The 16,207-nt window shown below is 44.1% G+C and carries 15 protein-coding genes and 1 tRNA gene; 10 read left to right on the top strand and 6 right to left on the bottom strand.

What is annotated here, in order from left to right:
- Positions 1-107: 107 nt before the first annotated feature.
- Positions 108-2,099 (bottom strand): DNA topoisomerase IV subunit B, encoded by a 1,992-nt coding sequence (gene parE, locus BKB51_RS06510; RefSeq protein WP_085900320.1) that lies wholly within the window; start codon positions 2,097-2,099, stop codon positions 108-110.
- 313 nt (positions 2,100-2,412) lie between these two features.
- Here parE and BKB51_RS06505 point away from each other — a divergent pair, with 313 nt between their 5' ends.
- Together BKB51_RS06505 and BKB51_RS20730 are read left to right on the top strand one after the other, a co-directional pair.
- A complete protein-coding gene (locus tag BKB51_RS06505; RefSeq protein WP_198946669.1) occupies positions 2,413-2,796 on the top strand; it encodes a hypothetical protein in 384 nt (127 codons plus the stop codon).
- 411 nt (positions 2,797-3,207) lie between these two features.
- The gene (locus tag BKB51_RS20730) at positions 3,208-3,372 is read left to right on the top strand and encodes a hypothetical protein (RefSeq protein ID WP_020593633.1); all 165 of its coding nucleotides are present in this window, start codon (positions 3,208-3,210) and stop codon (positions 3,370-3,372) included.
- Positions 3,373-3,540: 168 nt separating this feature from the next.
- Here BKB51_RS20730 and BKB51_RS06500 read toward each other — a convergent pair whose 3' ends face one another.
- Positions 3,541-3,747 carry a hypothetical protein gene (locus BKB51_RS06500; RefSeq protein WP_085900319.1) on the bottom strand — a complete coding sequence of 69 codons (207 nt, stop codon included), beginning with the start codon at positions 3,745-3,747 and terminating at the stop codon, positions 3,541-3,543.
- A 182-nt stretch (positions 3,748-3,929) separates the two neighbouring features.
- Positions 3,930-5,207, bottom strand: a complete 1,278-nt coding sequence (locus BKB51_RS06495; RefSeq protein WP_085900318.1) for a PAS domain-containing protein — start codon at positions 5,205-5,207, stop codon at positions 3,930-3,932.
- 507 nt (positions 5,208-5,714) lie between these two features.
- Here BKB51_RS06495 and BKB51_RS06490 point away from each other — a divergent pair.
- Together BKB51_RS06490 and BKB51_RS06485 are read left to right on the top strand one after the other, a co-directional pair.
- A complete protein-coding gene (locus BKB51_RS06490) occupies positions 5,715-6,188 on the top strand; it encodes a FecR family protein (protein ID WP_085900317.1) in 474 nt (157 codons plus the stop codon).
- Between the two features lie 26 nt (positions 6,189-6,214).
- Positions 6,215-6,820 carry an OmpA family protein gene (locus BKB51_RS06485; RefSeq protein WP_085900316.1) on the top strand — a complete coding sequence of 202 codons (606 nt, stop codon included), beginning with the start codon at positions 6,215-6,217 and terminating at the stop codon, positions 6,818-6,820.
- Positions 6,821-6,838: 18 nt separating this feature from the next.
- Here BKB51_RS06485 and BKB51_RS06480 read toward each other — a convergent pair whose 3' ends face one another.
- Complete coding sequence (locus BKB51_RS06480) at positions 6,839-8,899, bottom strand: CHASE2 domain-containing protein (protein WP_085900315.1); 2,061 nt, start codon at positions 8,897-8,899, stop codon at positions 6,839-6,841.
- A 216-nt stretch (positions 8,900-9,115) separates the two neighbouring features.
- Here BKB51_RS06480 and BKB51_RS06475 point away from each other — a divergent pair, with 216 nt between their 5' ends.
- A complete protein-coding gene (locus tag BKB51_RS06475; protein ID WP_158090165.1) occupies positions 9,116-9,742 on the top strand; it encodes a response regulator transcription factor in 627 nt (208 codons plus the stop codon).
- Between the two features lie 330 nt (positions 9,743-10,072).
- Here the strand turns inward: BKB51_RS06475 and glnA are convergent, their stop codons facing one another.
- Together glnA and BKB51_RS06465 are read right to left on the bottom strand one after the other, a co-directional pair.
- Entirely contained in the window at positions 10,073-11,482 is a 1,410-nt protein-coding gene (gene glnA, locus BKB51_RS06470) for a type I glutamate--ammonia ligase (RefSeq protein ID WP_085900313.1), read from the bottom strand.
- A 53-nt stretch (positions 11,483-11,535) separates the two neighbouring features.
- On the bottom strand, positions 11,536-11,874 hold the full coding sequence (locus BKB51_RS06465) for a P-II family nitrogen regulator (RefSeq protein ID WP_085900312.1): 339 nt from the start codon (positions 11,872-11,874) through the stop codon (positions 11,536-11,538).
- Positions 11,875-12,411: 537 nt separating this feature from the next.
- On the opposite strand from BKB51_RS06465, the gene BKB51_RS06460 reads away from it, so the two are divergent.
- The 5 genes from BKB51_RS06460 to BKB51_RS06440 all read left to right on the top strand — a co-directional run bounded on the left by BKB51_RS06460 (position 12,412) and on the right by BKB51_RS06440 (position 16,105).
- Positions 12,412-12,488 (top strand) — tRNA-His (locus BKB51_RS06460).
- Positions 12,489-12,660: 172 nt separating this feature from the next.
- Positions 12,661-13,014 (top strand): PilZ domain-containing protein, encoded by a 354-nt coding sequence (locus BKB51_RS06455; protein WP_158090164.1) that lies wholly within the window; start codon positions 12,661-12,663, stop codon positions 13,012-13,014.
- Positions 13,015-13,122: 108 nt separating this feature from the next.
- Entirely contained in the window at positions 13,123-14,109 is a 987-nt protein-coding gene (locus tag BKB51_RS06450) for a tetratricopeptide repeat protein (RefSeq protein ID WP_085900310.1), read from the top strand.
- A 135-nt stretch (positions 14,110-14,244) separates the two neighbouring features.
- Positions 14,245-15,726 (top strand): NAD(P)H-hydrate dehydratase, encoded by a 1,482-nt coding sequence (locus BKB51_RS06445; protein WP_085900309.1) that lies wholly within the window; start codon positions 14,245-14,247, stop codon positions 15,724-15,726.
- 127 nt (positions 15,727-15,853) lie between these two features.
- Entirely contained in the window at positions 15,854-16,105 is a 252-nt protein-coding gene (locus BKB51_RS06440; protein WP_085900308.1) for a hypothetical protein, read from the top strand.
- The last annotated feature ends 102 nt before the right edge of the window (positions 16,106-16,207 follow it).

Genomic DNA, 16,207 nt, shown 5'->3' with positions numbered 1-16,207 from the left:
GGGCAAAGTTGAGGTTATGGTTCATTCAACCGACCATAATTCAAATGAAAAGAGTACTGCCATCTAATGGAATGGCAGTACTCTGTATCAAAGAATATTTGTTTTATTTAGATATCTATGTCTGAAACAAACTTTGCGTTGTCCTGAATAAAGTTAAACCGTAGTTCTGGTTTTTTTCCCATCAGGCAATTCACTCTGTCCGCTGCGGCCCGTTGGCTTTCGGCAGGATCAAAATCGTCGTTGTGGTGAACGGTAACGCGCAAAAGTACTCTCTTGGACGGGTCCATTGTTGTTTCTTTAAGCTGTCGAGGGGGCATTTCACCCAGACCTTTAAAGCGGCTGACTTCAATTTTCGCGCGCCCGGTCAGTTCTGTCTTTTCCAACTCAAGACGATGTTCATCATCCATGGCATAGACCGTTTTACTGCCTTGCGTCAGTCGATAAAGCGGTGGCATGGCAAGATAGAGGTGGCCGCTTTCGATGAGACCTGGCATTTCCTGATAAAAGAAAGTCATTAGCAAAGAGGCGATATGGGCACCGTCAACATCAGCATCAGTCATGATAATGATGCGTTCGTAACGAAGCTTGTCTTTATCGAACTGTCCTTTGGTGCCACAGCCAAGCGCCAAGCTGATATCTGCGATCTCTTGGTTTGCTTTAATTTTATCCGCCGTTGCCGAGGCAACGTTCAGAATTTTTCCGCGAAGAGGAAGGATCGCTTGTGTTTTTCTGTCGCGTGCTTGCTTGGCAGAGCCACCAGCTGAATCGCCTTCTACCAGAAAGATTTCAGTATCGTTTGATTTGTTACTGCTGCAGTCGGCAAGTTTTCCGGGTAAGCGAACTTTACGGGTCGCTGTTTTACGGCTGGTTTCTTTATCTTGTCGTCTTCTTAAGCGGTCTTCACTGCGCTCGATAATACGCTCCAGCAAAAGTCTGGAACTTTCAGGATTACTGGCCAACCAGAGATCAAAATGATCTTTAATTGTTGCTTCTGTTAATTTTGCAGCAAGCGGAGTGGCAAGTCTATCCTTGGTTTGGCCCTGAAATTGTGGATCTCTGATAAAGACAGAAAGGACAGAAATGCTCCCGTTCAAAAGATCATCGCCCGTAATCTGGGCGGCTTTTTTTATGCCCGTGAGTTCACCGTAGGCTTTGAGACCTTTTAAAAGGCCTGCTCGCATACCACTTTCATGGCTGCCGCCATCAGGTGTCGGGATTGTATTACAATAAGAATTGACGAATCCCTGTTCGTCACGAGGCCAACAGATCGCCCACTCAGCGCGTCCTTGGCCATCGGAGAATTCGGCTTCACCAGCGAAGGATTCAGATGTTAGGGCAGGGCGTTCGCCGAGCTGCGAGTCAATAAAGTCCTTCAAGCCGTTTGGGAAGTGGATGATTTCGCTTGAAGGGATATTGCTCCCCTCGACAAGAGAAGGCTCACACGTCCACCGGATCTGGACACCTTTGTAAAGATAAGCCTTTGAGCGCGTCATCTTATAGAGACGAGCGGGTTGGAATTTACAGCCGGGCTCAAAAATTTCGGCGTCCGGATGGAAGGAAATTGTCGTTCCACGTCTGTTATTGGTTTTGCCGATCAGTTCCAGTTTGGTCTGAGGATGACCTTTACTGTATTCCTGTCTGTATAGTTGTCTATCCCTTGCTACTTCAACGTACATAGAATCAGACAGAGCATTTACAACAGAAACACCAACACCATGAAGACCTCCGGATGTTGCATAGGCATCTTGTGTAAACTTTGCGCCTGAGTGCAGGGTCGTCAGGATAACTTCCAGCGCAGACTTGTCTGTATATTTCGGGTGTGCATCGACGGGAATGCCGCGCCCATTGTCTTTGATTGTTATCTGGTTATCCAGACCAAGCTCAATATCGATTCGTGTTGCATGTCCTGCAACAGCCTCATCCATGGCATTATCAAGAACCTCCGCAACAAGGTGATGCATGGCGCGTTCATCGTTACCGCCAATATACATTCCGGGGCGATGGCGAACAGGTTCTAAGCCTTCGAGAACTTGAATGTCCTTGGCTGAATAATCAACCGTGGTTTCATTTGTGGGGGCTGAGTGAAATAGATCTGACATGGGAACATTATGTGTTGATGATTGGGCTAAGGCAAGTTCCAGATGAAGCTAAATTCACCTTTTGTTTCCCCCAGGAGTGTTTTTTATTCCTGAGGGATATTTGTCTGACTTAATAGAGATTAAAGATTTAGCTGAAATTACTTAGTGTTGCGTTTGGATTCTTATTTCTCCGCAGTTAGCACCGTTGCTCATAAGTAAATTTGTGTACTTGCTCAGTAGGTACTTCACCGGGTTGTGAGCAGTAATGTTAGATTGTCTCTGTTATAGATAGCTGATTGTTTTAGATTATAGAGAATCTTCTGAAGGAAAAATTATGCAAATATTGGCGACCGCTATGCGTTGTGCGTTGTTAACACTGGCCTTGCTTTTTTCTTTTTTGAATCCTGTGGTTGCAGGCGAGGCGGATGTCATTAAAGTCGAGGGCTATAAAGACGGAGATCGCGGCTGGCGTTTTAATGTGACAGTGCGTCATGATGACACAGGGTGGGATCATTATGCTAACCGCTGGGAGATTATTACGGAAGACGAGACGATTTTGGCTACGCGGGTGCTTCATCACCCCCATGAAAATGAGCAACCCTTTACCAGATCGTTATCCGGCGTCGATATTCCCAAGGGCGTAAAAAAAGTTTTTATACGTGCTCATGATAGTGTCCATGGCTATGGAGGTCAGGTAAAACCTTTCGTTGTGGAATAATATATTACAGAAAAACGACGGAAAAATACGTTGACATTGCCAAATTTCACACAACGGCAGTTGATTTTTTTTCTCACTTACATTATTTAATACTTGTGCAATGCACAAAGTGCCTTTGTTGAGTCTCCGTTTCCGTTTCTTACTACATAAGTCTCTATGTAGTCGACTGTCGGAATCGCCACAATTTGAGACGCTTTAAAAAATGTTTAGATACTGAGCTATTTTATGATTTAAAATAGAGCTGCTTCTTATGCATTTGCCCACAAAGGGTGTCAGGTTGTGATGGCTCTTGACGAGCTTTGGAGACCTTTTTCTTCTGCTTTTTTCTGCGGAAGAAGTTAAATAATTATCTATTTACCTAGGACTTCGGTTCTTGAGGTTATTAAGTTGCCGGATCCTACGGAGGGATTAATGAGCGATCAGTCCAATACAAAGCCGGTTTCTGACCGGGTGTATGAAAAGAAAAAACGTAATTGTCTGAAGTGCCGGGAAAAATTCGTAAGCGAATGGCCTGGTGAACGTATTTGCAAGACATGCAAGTCTTCTACCGCTTGGCGGGAAGGCATTGCAGCCTAAGGTATTGCAAAAGATGACATACAACAAAAGCGCGTTCAGTTGATCGCGCTTTTGTTGTATGTGGGATCAGCTTTTTTTCGAGTATGTACCAGAATTTCTTATACTTTCTGCATTCAATATCCTAAATAGCTTATCAAATCAGGATATCGTTAAATTCAATTATTCTTCTTAAACCAAAATATCAACACGACTACCTCGCCCATCGGTAGGAGGAGCGAGTAATTTTTTTCCTGTCGTATCCTCTGAATTTATAGTTTTGATCGTCGTCACTTCATCAGTGGACTGTGTTGCAGGCTTAAAGGCTGGGCCTCGGTTAGCTTGAGGTTCAGGGGTAATGATTGTTCCCGTCCGTGTGTAGAGAGGCGGAATATACATTGAAACCTGCGAACAAAATTTTAGTTATTAAATTTTAATTAAAATACCATGTAATTTTTCTAATGTCTTTAATAAAGTCGATGTTTTTATACTAATGGTTGTTTTTTTGTGTTTGCTAAATCCACCATTCTATATGAATGTCCATTTTTTAAAGCAGGTTACTCCTTTAAAAAATTTGGTCGTTATGAGCATTCAAGTATGTAATCTATATTGTATTCTATCGCTTTGTTCGCCTGATCAATCAGCTTCAAGCCATCAGCGATCGCGTCTTGAAATTGTCCTAAATCATTGATTAGGTTTGGTAAGCTGGAATTGGAAGCATCGAGTGATGCGCACTGTATTTTTCCCATAACCCTGGTCACTTCCAGGCTTGCTGTCAGTTTGCGCATTTCCAGGCAAGTTTCTTTGAACTGAGATATTTTAACGGAAATTTCCTTTAGGCCCTGAGCAGCTTTATGAGAATAGGCTTGCTGTTGCTGTTCGAGATTGATCATTTCCTTTTCTTGAGAAGCGCCTTTATTGGGTGCTTCCTGTTTGAAAATAGACGCGACTTCCCCCTGTATTCGCGCAGTTGAGGCTAGAAAAAGGCCATTATCAATAGTTTGCGCTACATGAGTTCCTGATTCCATGAATTGTGTCATTTTGTCCTGAAGTTCTGCAGCGATTGTTGTATAGTTGCTTGAAATAACACCGATCGCAGCACCGGTTTCTCCAAGTTGTGCAGCATGGACACGTAAATTAAGGGGAACGTGTCTGTGCCCTTCATAGGCACTAAATATCTGTTTTGTATGGTCCAGAAGATGTTGGGCTGATTCTACCAGTTTGTTGAAATTGGCCACTGAAGGATCTTCTGGTTTCTTTAACTGTCTGTCTCTTGCGATTATTTCATGGCTCAGTGCAGATGCCATGAAGGCGTTATAATCCCGATAGCCGAGATTCTGGAGACGTGAGAGTAAAATCTTTGCGCTTTTTTCGGGGGTGGGATGGTCACTATTTTCTATTTTCCGAAGTGCAATGTATTCATTTTTTACTGTTCTGAAAAGAGAACTGCTAGGTTTTAAGCGAACGGAAAGAAAGCCCCCGTCAATCGGGGTGACGATTGCAAAAACCCAATAGTGGCGTCCGTCTTTTGCTCTGTTTTTTACATAGGCACCAACGGGATGCCCGCTTTTGATTGTATCCCATAACAACCAGAACACGGCTTTTGGCATGTCTGGATGGCGAATAATTTTGTGCGGTTTATTGAGCAGCTCGTCCCACGCATAAATGCTGACACGTTGAAACACGCTATTACCAGACAGAATGATGCCTTTTTCATCCGTTCTGGAAAAAAACAATTCATCGAATGAGAAGGGAACTTCATTCGATGATTGGGATGGAGGAGGTTCTGTGATGGCGGGGCTTGAAAATTCTGGATTAAGGGTAAGCTCTGTATCGGAATCTTCAGTATATGTATTCATGAGATTATACGGTCTGGTTGTTAATGATACGTATTTAACTAAAAGCCTTAAGATGACCCAAATACATACCTGAACCCAATTGCAGATTTGCCATTCTTTGTTGAAAAACTAGCTGCTTATTTCATAATAAATCATTAAAACCAGATAATTTTTGTGGATATTTGTTTTATTAGCTTCTTTGTAAATTGACTTAATTCTGAGGAATTTGATGATAGCTTTTATAAAGAAATTTGAGAGTATTGTTTTCGTATTTTCTCTAAATACTGTTTTTGAGCTGAGCGTCTTTTAATATATTTATGTAAATTATTGTTTATTTTTAAGGGTGTTTTGTTGTTCGAAAACAACAGAGTGTTTTTATACTACTAGATTGATAATTGTTACTGATGTAAGTTGGGCTAAGCGGTATGGTTATGGCGAGGCTGTTGTGCTGATATTTGTGGTCATAGATCGGCACCAAATTGCAATAACACATACGCATACTCTCTGTAGATTAAAGGTTGTGAAACTATGTTTCTGATCAGAAAATTGAGCACGTCTCTTTTTAAGCTGACTTTTTTGTCACTTCTTTTGGCGTTTAGTTCTGTCACGCAGGCAGATGAAAATGCAATTGCTTATGTGAAGGTGCTGAACGGCGCTTGTTACGTGGAAAGTGGTGGGGCTGAGCGTATTCTTCAAATCGGGGATCCTCTTTACAAAGATGATATTGTTAAAACTCGTAATGAGTCTTCTCTTGGGGTGTCGTTTAGGGATAATACGTTGGTTTCTTTGGGAAGTAATTCGTCCCTGAAACTGAATAATTTTGAATTTGATCCTGATAACAAGAAGCTGGCATTTGCGGTTCAGCTTTTTGAAGGGACGCTTTTGTATATTTCGGGCATCATTGCAAAGCTGACAAAGAACCCTGATGAAGATCTGCAAATAACAACACCTGCTGGAACAATTTCTGTTCGTGGCACCAAGATGTTTGTCCGTGCTGAATAATATCAGTGAACAAGGGGGATAGTTTAATGCCTAAATTTACGTCTAAAATCCTACTTTCATTACTTTTCTTGGTTCTGGCTGGCTGTTCGGCACCACGTGGTAACTATGTTATTCTTTTGCCCGAAGACGATGGTAGTGTCGGTGAAGTTAGCGTGCGAAATGATGCCGGTGTCCAGACAATTTCATCCGTTAATACGGTTGTTGAAATTCCGAGTGACAAGGCGCCTAAAAAACCAAGGGAACTGTCGGATGATCTCGTGGCTAAACTGGTTGCGGAAACAGAAGCAGCTCAACCGCCCAAGCCTCTTTCATTTTTCTTTTTCTTTGGCTTTGATAGCGCTGAGCTAACAGAAGAATCCAACACTATTTTTGAAGCTGTCCTGACTGAAATTCAAACCAGAGAAACAGTGGATATCAGTCTCATCGGTCATACAGACACCATCGGTGCATCTGACTATAATAAAGAGCTGGGCCTTCGTAGAGCGGGCAACTTGCGCGACAAGCTTATTGAGAGCGGGATCAATGCGAGCTCAATTGATATCAAATCTCTTGGCGAAGAAAATCCATTGGGCGGAGACGAGGGGCAGGGTACCAATGCCTTTAACCGTCGAGTTGATATGGTGTTGCGTTAACAAGCGCACTCATACGTTTTAGTTATTAAGGGGGAGAGTGAACTTAAAGGTTGCTCCCCCTTTATTATTATCCTCTACCCATAAGTTCCCACCCCATGCTTCAATGATGGAGCGGCTAATTGCGAGACCCAGCCCAGTGCCCTGTTCTTTTGTGGTAAAGAAGGGCTTGAAGAGGTCTTTTTTCTGATCTTCTGTTAGTCCTGGGCCTGTATCACTTACAGCGACTTCAATCATTCCTTTGGGGTTTTCGCAGGTAGAAATGAGTATTTCGTGATCCGTTCTATCGATTTCCTCGGTAGCCTGCTTGGCGTTGCGAATGAGATTAAGGAGGACTTGGTGCAGCTGAATTTCGTTTGCTGTGCCGTCTGTGATCTCTGGGGAGAGATTTGTATTAATGCGAACCTCTTTTCCTAAGCCGGAATCATTAAGCAACTCGATTTCTTCAATAATTATTTTGTTGATGTCGAGTGGCGTGAGGTTGGTTTTACCCGTTTCTGCTGCATCCCTGATTGTGCGTAGAATTTCATTTCCGCGATCGGCTTGTTTCAGGATTTTTTCTAAAACGGGTTTAACCGTTTCCAGATCTATGTTGTCTCTGTCCAAAATTTTCTTGGCCGCGTTTGTAAAGTTATATATGGCGGCAAGAGGTTGATTTAGCTCGTGTGCGATGGATGAGGATAGTTTTTGTACCGAGCTTTTGCCAATGGTGTGCAGTAGCTCATTTTGTAGTTTTCTGATTCGTGCTTCTTTTTCACGTTCTTTTTGTGCCGCAATGCGGGCTTCTTCCCGTCTTCGTGCCTGTTCCATGACAAAACCGGTAGAGACAGAAATCATAAACATGATTAATGTGAGGATTAGTGGAAGAGAGGGATCAAACAGTTCTGTTCTAAAGGCGAATATACCGGATGATAAAAGCACAGTTGTCCAGCACAGGATCGCAAATGTAACTGTGACCTCCAAAGCGCCGTGCCGCTTGTGAACAACAAGAAAAAGAATGCCGATCAAGAGCAGATAGCCTAGTTCCAGCCAGAAAAAGGAAGAGGGGCGCGTTAGAAGGGTATCTGTTAGCATATTATCCAGCGCTTGGGCGTGTATTGCCAAGCCGGACAAACTTGATCCAACCGGTGTCAGTGTGTAGTCGGCGATACCAAGAGCAGTTACACCCAGGATGACAATTTTGTCCTTAAAGAGAGTATCGTCTATGGCGCCTGTAAGGGTATCGTTTGCGGATACTTTTGTGTAGTCAGAGCTTTTACTGAAATAGATCCAGGGCTTGCCACGATTGCTCATGGTCAAATCAAAAGAATTTAACCGGATACTTTCGAGTTTATTATTTTCTGTGGTTAATTCAATTTCATTTGCATTATTGGCAATACGCAGTGTTTCGATCTCAAAAGACGGAATGATAGCGCCATTTACATTATACAACAGAGGAAGTTGGCGAATAATACCATCCCGTTCTGCTGCGAGATTGTTGACGCCTTGTGTTGTTACCCTTTCAAGCTGTTCTATGTTTCTGAGGACATAGTTAAACCGTGGCAAGGTTGGTCTGACATCGCCTCCGTACATTCTTATGCTCGTTGTTGTCTCAATCGGGGCGCGTTGATCTGTGCCGTAACCAGTGGCCATACCTAAGATAACCGGATGGCCGTTGAGTACATTTGCGAGCGTATCATCGTATGAAGGGAAATCATGCTCATGGGTTTTCAGCTGTTGAGCCAGGGTAGGATTATTTTCGAGAATAAGGCTGGGGGATGTTCTATCTGGTTCCGGGAAAACGATATCAATTGCCAGTGCACGAGGGGATTGTCGTAAAATTTTGTCGGCTAAATCCGCGAGAATATTCCTTTGCCAAGGCCATTGTCCTTTTGCTTTGAGGCTCTTCTCATCAATTTCAACCAGAACAATTTGCTGTGTTTCTTTCTGGTTCGGACTTATCTTTTGAAAGGTATCAAAAGTGTTGTGGCGCAGAATCCTTACAGCCCAGGGATCTGATATTTTCAAGATGATCACACAAAACAAAACAGCCACGAGTATTGTGGTTGTTTTTGAAAAGGCCTTGGTCGCAAATGTCAGCATTTGGTGTGATCGATAACCATATTAGTAGAATTTAGGGCGAGCTGTAAGGAGTTTGTTGAGATCAAATCTATTCTGCTTGTGGTCAGGAAAGCAAACTAGAACTTGTTGTCTTTCTATTTGTTGTAAATAATGTCCGAAGGCTTTGTAATATTTAGATACCTTTTATGTGGGTCGTTGTTGAGTTCACAGGTTCAAAGGGTTTTGCTGAGAGACGATATGTATATATACATTATTGATGACGACGATGCTGTACGTGAATCTACTGAATTACTGTTAAGCACATCTTCTTTTGATGCTTCTATTCAAACCTTCGCATCGGCTGAAGACTTTTTTTCTGAAGACCTGCTCGGGCATTCCGGCTGCGTATTGCTGGATATCAGAATGCCGGGAATGGATGGCGTTGAGGCGCTTAAGAAAATCACGGCGTCAGATAGCAATCTTGTTGTTGTCATGATCTCTGGGCATGGGGATATTCCAAAAGCTGTGGAGACAATGAAGGCCGGGGCTTTTAGTTTCGTCGAAAAACCTTTTTCTGACACTGCAATTACTGAGGTTGTGACCTCGGCCCTTCAGCAAAGTGAAGCGCAGCAGGAAGAAGCTGAACTCAGAACCCATGCAATAGCTGCCATCGAAAAGTTAACACCACGAGAGAAAGAGGTTCTCGATAAGCTTGTTCTGGGGTTGTTGAACAAGGTTATTGCCTATGAACTGGGTATCAGCACCAGAACTGTTGAGGTACATCGCGCCAGAATTATGGAAAAGCTGGATGTGAGAAGTTTGCCTGAAATGGTACGCCTTTGTCTGTTGGCTGATGGAAAAGATAACGCTCTTGCAGCAACGTAAGCTTTGATATCCATCGTCTCGTTTCCATCGTCTCGTTTTCTTGGGGTGCTAGATATACCCCGTGCCCGGATATCCCTGTGCAAGGGGGTGTCACTTCGGGGGATGTGAAGTGATCGTGCACAGTGATGTGCGGCAAGAGTATACCTAGCTCTTTAAGAAATAAGAAGAACGGGGCTCTCTTGTAATTGAGTGATTTACGTAGATAAAACTACCTATAAAAGAAGAAAAGCCCCCAAAAATGGGGGCTCTTTTAGTTTGAGGTGCTATCCCTGTTTGCAGGGACGCCCCCGGTGAAGGGGGGCATCGGGATAGTCACTTCTGATAACAGTCTTAAGCGCTGTAATACATATCGAACTCAACAGGGTGAGGTGTCATTTCAAAGCGCTGTACTTCTTCCCATTTCAGGTTGATGTATGCTTCAATCTGATCTTTAGAGAACACATCACCAGCAAGCAGGAACTCGTTGTCTGCTTCCAGTGCTTCCAGTGCTTCTCTCAGAGATCCACAAACTGTTGGGATGTCTTTGAGCTCTTCTGCTGGTAGATCGTAAAGATCTTTGTCCATCGCATCACCAGGGTGGATTTTATTACGAATACCGTCAAGGCCAGCCATCAGAAGGGCTGAGAAGGCCAGGTACGGGTTTGCAACAGGATCCGGGAAACGAACTTCTACGCGTTTTGCTTTCGGGTTTGAGCCGTGTGGGATACGGCAAGATGCAGAACGGTTACGTGCAGAGTATGCAAGCAGTACAGGTGCTTCAAAACCAGGAACAAGACGCTTGTAGCTGTTTGTTGATGGATTTGTGAAGGCGTTAAGGGCTTTTGCGTGTTTGATAACGCCGCCGATGTAATGCAGGCAGGTTTCGGAAAGGCCTGCATAGTTTTCGCCAGCAAACGTTGCCTTGCCATCTTTCCAGATTGACTGGTGGCAGTGCATGCCGGAACCATTATCGCCAGCAACAGGCTTTGGCATAAAGGTTGCTGTTTTACCGTAAGCATGTGCAACGTTTTGTACGACGTATTTATAAATCTGCAGTTCGTCAGCAGCACGTACGAGTGTATTGAACTTCACGCCAAGCTCATGCTGTGACGGGGCAACTTCGTGGTGATGCTTTTCAGCTTCAACGCCCATTGCTTTAAGGACAGTGGTCATTTCAGCGCGAAGGTTGATACCAGTATCAACAGGGCCAACAGGAACATAACCACCTTTAACGCGAGGACGGTGACCAGAGTTACCGCCATCAATCTCAGCGCGTGTCATGTGCGGAGATTCTTCATCATCCAGCTGGAAGAATGTGCTGTGGCTGTTTGTGTCGAACTGAACATTATCAAACACGAAGAATTCAGCTTCAGGGCCGAAATAAACGGTATCACCGATGCCCGTGGATTGAAGATAAGCTTCTGCACGTTCAGCAGTTGCACGTGGGTCGCGATTGTAAAGCTGGCCTGAATCTGGCTCGTACACTGTGCAGGTAAGGATCATTTGTGCTTGCGCAGAGAATGGGTCCATAACAGCAGATGTAAGATCTGGTTTGATGATCATGTCTGATTCGTTGATTGCTCTCCAGCCTTCGATAGAGGAACCATCAAACAGGATACCGTCTTCCAGTTCATCTTCGCCAACAGCAGAAGCACACATTGTCATGTGGTGCCATTTTCCGCGTGGATCAGTGAAGCGGTAATCAACGAATTCAACTTCATTTTCCTTGATCATATCAAGGACGCTCTGTACGTCAGCCATAAGCTCTTTCCTTTGTACTAAAGTATTCTTTATGGAATTGGGTCTTGTTTTGATTAGATAGCGTCGCCGCCGCGTTCGCCTGTTCTGATTCGAATAACTTCTTCGATGTGGCTGACAAAGATTTTGCCATCGCCGATGCGCCCAGTTTGGGCTGCTTGTTGTATTGCTTCTGTGGCGCGTTCTGCCAACTCGTCTTCTAGAACGATCTCAACCTTCACTTTGGGTAGAAAATCGACAACATATTCAGCACCGCGATAAAGCTCTGTATGGCCTTTCTGACGGCCAAAACCTTTTGCTTCAGTAACGGTGATGCCATTGATACCGACTTCATGAAGGGCTTCTTTCACTTCGTCGAGTTTAAAAGGTTTAATGATCGCTTCGATCTTTTTCATTTGTCCGAATGCTCCAGCATCAGTAGGGGGCGGCTCTTTCGTCCATATTGTTATGCCCCTGATTTGCATGATGCGTGCCAACTCTGTAACGGCATAATTTAGCGATATTCAGCATCTGATTTATATGGTGTTGCCTAATTTTTAATCACAGCGTGCCCAATATTTAGCTGGTGGCTTGTTGTTTGATTATATTCGCGTCACGGACAGAGAGTTAGCTTTATCCGAAATGAATGGAGGTCAAGCCTCGTATCGGTTTATATGCTCTAGTACTTCTTCTTTGCATGTCGAATCTAAAGTCTGATTTGGTTTTATTCTATAGCTGGTAACTTCAATGCTCTTGATGTCCTTATGGGAGTATAAAAATAAAACCATTTTGTTAGGTTTTCGCATATCTTTTTGCTTGGTTGCGATCAACGTTATAGGGTGGTGAGTGAAAACAATTTTATTTGTGTGTATAGTTGCGCTTGACGGCTTCGATCTATGTGTATAAAAGCTCGCTCATCGGTAACGAATATACGTTACCTCGTTGACCTTGTGGTGGCTGTAGCTCAGTTGGTTAGAGCACCGGTTTGTGGTACCGGGGGTCGGGGGTTCAAGTCCCCTCAGCCACCCCATGTCAATGTTGAATATTTTAGTAATGCGGTAACCGGTTGGTTAACCGCTTTTTTTGTATTCATTTTGATCACAGTTAAGTTATCGCCAGTCTTTATTTTCTTAACGACTGATTAGGTTGTTTTGATTTATCATTAATTTGACATAATTGTTTCATTAATGAAGGCATGTGTAATGGAAAATAACGCGATCGCTGGTGAAGATAGACGCCAGGCTCCCAGATTTCCGGCTTCTGAACCGATTTCCCTAAAAGTTGTTGATAGAGATGGTCAGGCGGTTATGACAACCATTGCTGATTTGTCATTTGGCGGCTTTTGTCTCAAAGGGAATCTTGGGGCTGATGTTGGCGAGGAAGTTACGCTAACGCATTCCATTGCTGGCGAGTTCCAAGGCGAAGTTATGTGGCAGCGGGAAAACCAGATAGGTGTTCGCGTTATAATGTCTTCCGGGAATCGTGAAAAACTGCTTCAATACACCTGTTTAGCGCTGTATCCGGATAAGGACGTTCCAGAGCAAATAAGGTCCTGAATAAATATCTACATAAATAAATGTTCATTATATGAAGGTCATTGTTGAGCCATATTGATCTAATATGTAGGTTCACACCTGTAGTTTAGATTCGTAGGTTTCAATAGTATGCGTAAGACCCTTTGTTGTGTCCTTCTTGCCAGTGCCGTGACACTCTCACCTTTGCAGATTGTAAAGGCAGATGATTATTTGAACGGTGTTACTGCTTTCGAACAGGGGGATCATGCGCTTGCCTTGTCGTTCTGGTTGCCGTTAGCTGAGAATGGACACGGAAAAGCCCAGTACAGTCTGGGGAAACTTTACGAAACGCCAGAGTATGGTGATGAACCTAAATATCTTGAAGCCATAAAGTGGTATGAATCTGCTGCGAATCAAGGTGTTGCGGCTGCTCAAAACAACCTTGGACGCTTGTATGCACAGGGGAAGGGCGTTAAGGCAGATAGGACAAAGGCTGTTGGCTATTGGCGCATGGCTTCGGAATCAAACCATCCAATGGCACAGTATAATCTGGGCCTTGCTCTTTTTCGGGGTGAAGGCGTTGCGCAAAACTTTGAACGAGCCGTTTTCTGGTTCCACCAATCAGCAAATAACAATGTATCAGGTGCCCAATACGCCCTTGGTGAAGTCTATCGTCTGGGCCTGTCTGTTCCGGTTGATAATCAAGTGGCTGAAAAATGGTATCAGGCAGCCGCAAAAAATGGTAACCCCTCTGCATCGGATAGGCTTGCCGAACTTGCTCGGGCGAAAACTGAAGCAGAGGTGAAAAAGCTTGTTACTGAGGAGCTTGCACCAGAAAAAACAGATGAAAAAACAGATACGGCGATTGCCCCGAAAGTTGAGAGTACCAGTGAAACCGGAACTGGACCCTCTGAGGATATGTCAGTTGCTAATGTAGAAGTTACGGTCCCGAAACCCATGCCAAAGCCAGTGTTAAAACCAGAGCCGATGGAAGCTGTTGAATCTTCGGCTGAAGTGGTGGCGTTAGTTGGTCCCCTTAAGGATGACCGTAACTTTAGGCCTAAGAAAAACCCCAGGGGCTATGCTGGGGTGGGTAGTTTGTTGGTGCCAAAGCCTAAATCTAATCCGAGAAGATAGTATTTCAGACTGGTTTTGATGTTGGAAGCTGCTCTGCCAGCAACGCTTCTTTGCGCATCTATGTCAATGCTAAGAGGTGCTCTCGTGATATAATAATAGTTGGAAGTGTTTTTCTAACTATTTTGGTTTCTACTCATGTCTGAGATTGATCATTCTCTTCTTAGTGTGCGCGACATGTATCGAGCTGATAGTCTGGCGGTGAAATCTGGTGTGACCGGAATTTCACTGATGGATAAGGCCGGACAGGCCGTCGCAAAGGCTGTATACGATATCGTGCCAGAGGGGAGAGTGCTTATACTCTGTGGTCCCGGGAATAATGGTGGGGATGGTTTTGTTGCGGCTGCAGTGTTGAGTGAGTTGGCCTACGAAGTTCAGCTCTATTCTATGATACCGATATCTGAGCTGAAAGGAGATGCACTTCATTTTGCGAAGAAATGGCAGGGAGGTGTTCTTCATGAATTGAGAGAGGCAGACTTTGAGCAGGCTGATGTTGTTATTGATGCGCTTTTTGGGGCTGGTCTGACACGATCTCTAGATCGTACTTGCTGTAATTATGCTGAATGGTCGCGAGAAAAGCGTGTTGTGTCCGTCGATATGCCAAGCGGCGTATCTGGTGACACGGGGGAGATTGTCGGGGATGTTGCCTTTCGCGCAGAAAAAACAGTGACTTTTTTTATAAAAAAGACCGGACATTGTCTCTATCCCGGTGCTGATTTGTGCGGTGATGTTGTTGTTGCTGATATTGGTATTCCAAAAAAGGTCACAGCAAAGTTATTCCTAAAATCTAAAGAAAACCATCCTGATCTCTGGTCTGAGAAAATTCCTCGTTACAGGTATGATCAGCACAAATATCATTTTGGGCATAGTCTTGTATGGGGTGGCGAAATGACAGGTGCAGGCCGTTTGGTCGCCATGTCTACACTCCGGGTTGGTTCTGGCCTTGTAACGGTTCTTTGTTCTGATGCTGACAGATTGGTTTATGAGCTAACATCTCCGAGTCTCATTGTGGAAGAACACAAAGATCCCTTGGCGTTAGCCGCATTTCTGAGAGATAGAAAAGTTAGTTCCTTTGTTCTGGGGCCGGGAGGAGGGCGAGATGATGCCTTCAGATCTTTTGTTTCTACTGTTTTGAGGGCCTGTCCAATACCTACGGTGCTTGATGCTGATGCTATTAGTGTTTTTGATGGGCAACCGGAACAGTTACTCTCTTTATTAAGTGATCAAGTAATTATCACGCCGCATGAGGGGGAGTTTAAGAGGCTTTTCCCCAGACTTTATGGAAGTCGGCTGGAGAGGGCGCGTCTAGCTGCGGTACAGGCGGGGTGCATCGTTGTCTTGAAGGGGGCTGATACGATCATAGCAGCACCTGATGGGCGGACTGTTATCAATACAAACGCGCCTTATTGGTTGGCGCGTGGTGGGACAGGTGATGTTCTTGCGGGTATTATTACGGGATTACTTGCGCAAGGGGTATCTGTATTTGAGGCGGCCTGTGCGGGAGCTTGGTTACATGGTGATGCTGCGCAAGGGGCTGGAAGTAGCATGATTGCTGATGATCTTCTAACTGCTATTGGTGGGGCCATGGTTCCTTTCAGAGGCGAAGGTGGATTGGCGTAAATCTGTAACCCCTTAGAGTTACAAAAAAATATATGGTTTTTGATCTATTTATTTACTTTTATTTAATAGCTATCGGCGATTATTGGTACTGTCATGTAAAGCAAGTGTTCGTATTTAGGGTTTAATTATGTCATTCGTTGATAGTCTATATAAGTTCAAGCGCGACTCTGATGAAGTCAAAGTTGGTCACAAATATCGTTATGTGAACCCCCATCGGGTTGTAGAGACGGCTAAGGTTATTAATGTAAAGAAGGATACCTTTGGCATCCCGCATGTACATTTTTCTATCTCTGTTGATGGCGACACAAGTACCGGGTTTGAAGACTTTAGAACGCTAGGTCTTTCAAGCTTTTCCGAGCGTTATTGCCAAGCTGTTTAAGCACCAAATAAAATAAAAATCCTCTATAGGGCCTTGGGCTAAATGTTCAGGGCCTTTTGTGTTTTTGTGAATCTTTTGGTGCGTGTGATTTCTTTGCGTTCA

Origin of the sequence: Kiloniella majae (assembly GCF_002118315.1) — a bacterium.
GTDB classification, from domain to species: domain Bacteria; phylum Pseudomonadota; class Alphaproteobacteria; order Kiloniellales; family Kiloniellaceae; genus Kiloniella; species Kiloniella majae.
This window is presented reverse-complemented; position numbering and strand designations above follow the sequence as displayed.